Genomic DNA, 813 nt, shown 5'->3' with positions numbered 1-813 from the left:
TTTTCTATCTGTTGTGCTATGTTTGCGGTGGTGGTCAGTGGGTTGCGTGTGTGGTGCTGCAGGTGTGTGGACGGGGCTGGATCCGGGTCGTGCTGCGGGGGTTCTGGGGAGTGTGGTGGGGGGTGCGGATCCGGTGGTGGTGGTTGCGGATGTGCGCTGGGAGCGGTTCGTCGCCGATTTCGCGGCGGGCCGGTCCGGCAGGTTGTTCGCGGATCTGCCGGGTGTACGGGAGCTTGCGGCGGGCCTGCCGGGTGTGGTGTCGGCGGTGGGGGGGGGATTGCCGCTGGCGGTACGCCTGGGCGGTGTGGGTGCGGGTGAGCGTCGTGGTGTGGTGCTCGGGGTGGTGCGGGATCTGGTGGTGGAGGTGCTGGGTTATGCGGTGGGGACGGTGGTGGAGGAGGGGCGGTCGTTCCGGGAGTTGGGGTTTGATTCGTTGACGGCGGTGGAGTTCCGGAATCGTCTGGCGGCGGTGACGGGTCTGCGGTTGCCGGCGACGCTGGTGTTCGACTATCCCGATGTCGGCCGGCTGGCTGGTTTTGTGGTGGGTGAGGTGTCCGGCTCGGTGGTCGAGGCGGGTGCGGGGCAGCCGGTTGTGCCGGCGGTGCTGGTGGATGATCCGGTGGTTGTGGTGGGGATGGCGTGCCGGTTCCCGGGTGGGGTGGATTCGCCGGAGGGTTTGTGGGAGTTGCTGGCGGGGGGTGGTGATGCGATGGGTGTGTTCCAGGCGGAGCGTGGGTGGGTTCTGGATTCCCTGTACAGCCCGGATCATGGGGGGGTGGGGCCGTCTTATGCTCTGCAGGGTGGGTTTGTGTA

1 protein-coding gene is annotated in these 813 nt (G+C 67.5%); it reads left to right on the top strand.

The genetic code is table 11. From position 1 onward, the window contains the following. Positions 1 to 136 precede the first annotated feature (136 nt). On the top strand, positions 137 to 813 hold a 677-nt coding region (locus tag AB1460_RS37930; protein WP_368967420.1), incomplete at its 3' end, for an acyl carrier protein.

Origin of the sequence: Parafrankia sp. FMc2 (genome assembly GCF_041008525.1) — a bacterium.
In the GTDB taxonomy this organism is placed as follows: Bacteria; Actinomycetota; Actinomycetes; order Frankiales; family Frankiaceae; genus Parafrankia.
The sequence above is the reverse complement of the archived record's forward strand: the minus strand, read 5'-3'. Positions and strand labels throughout refer to the sequence as shown.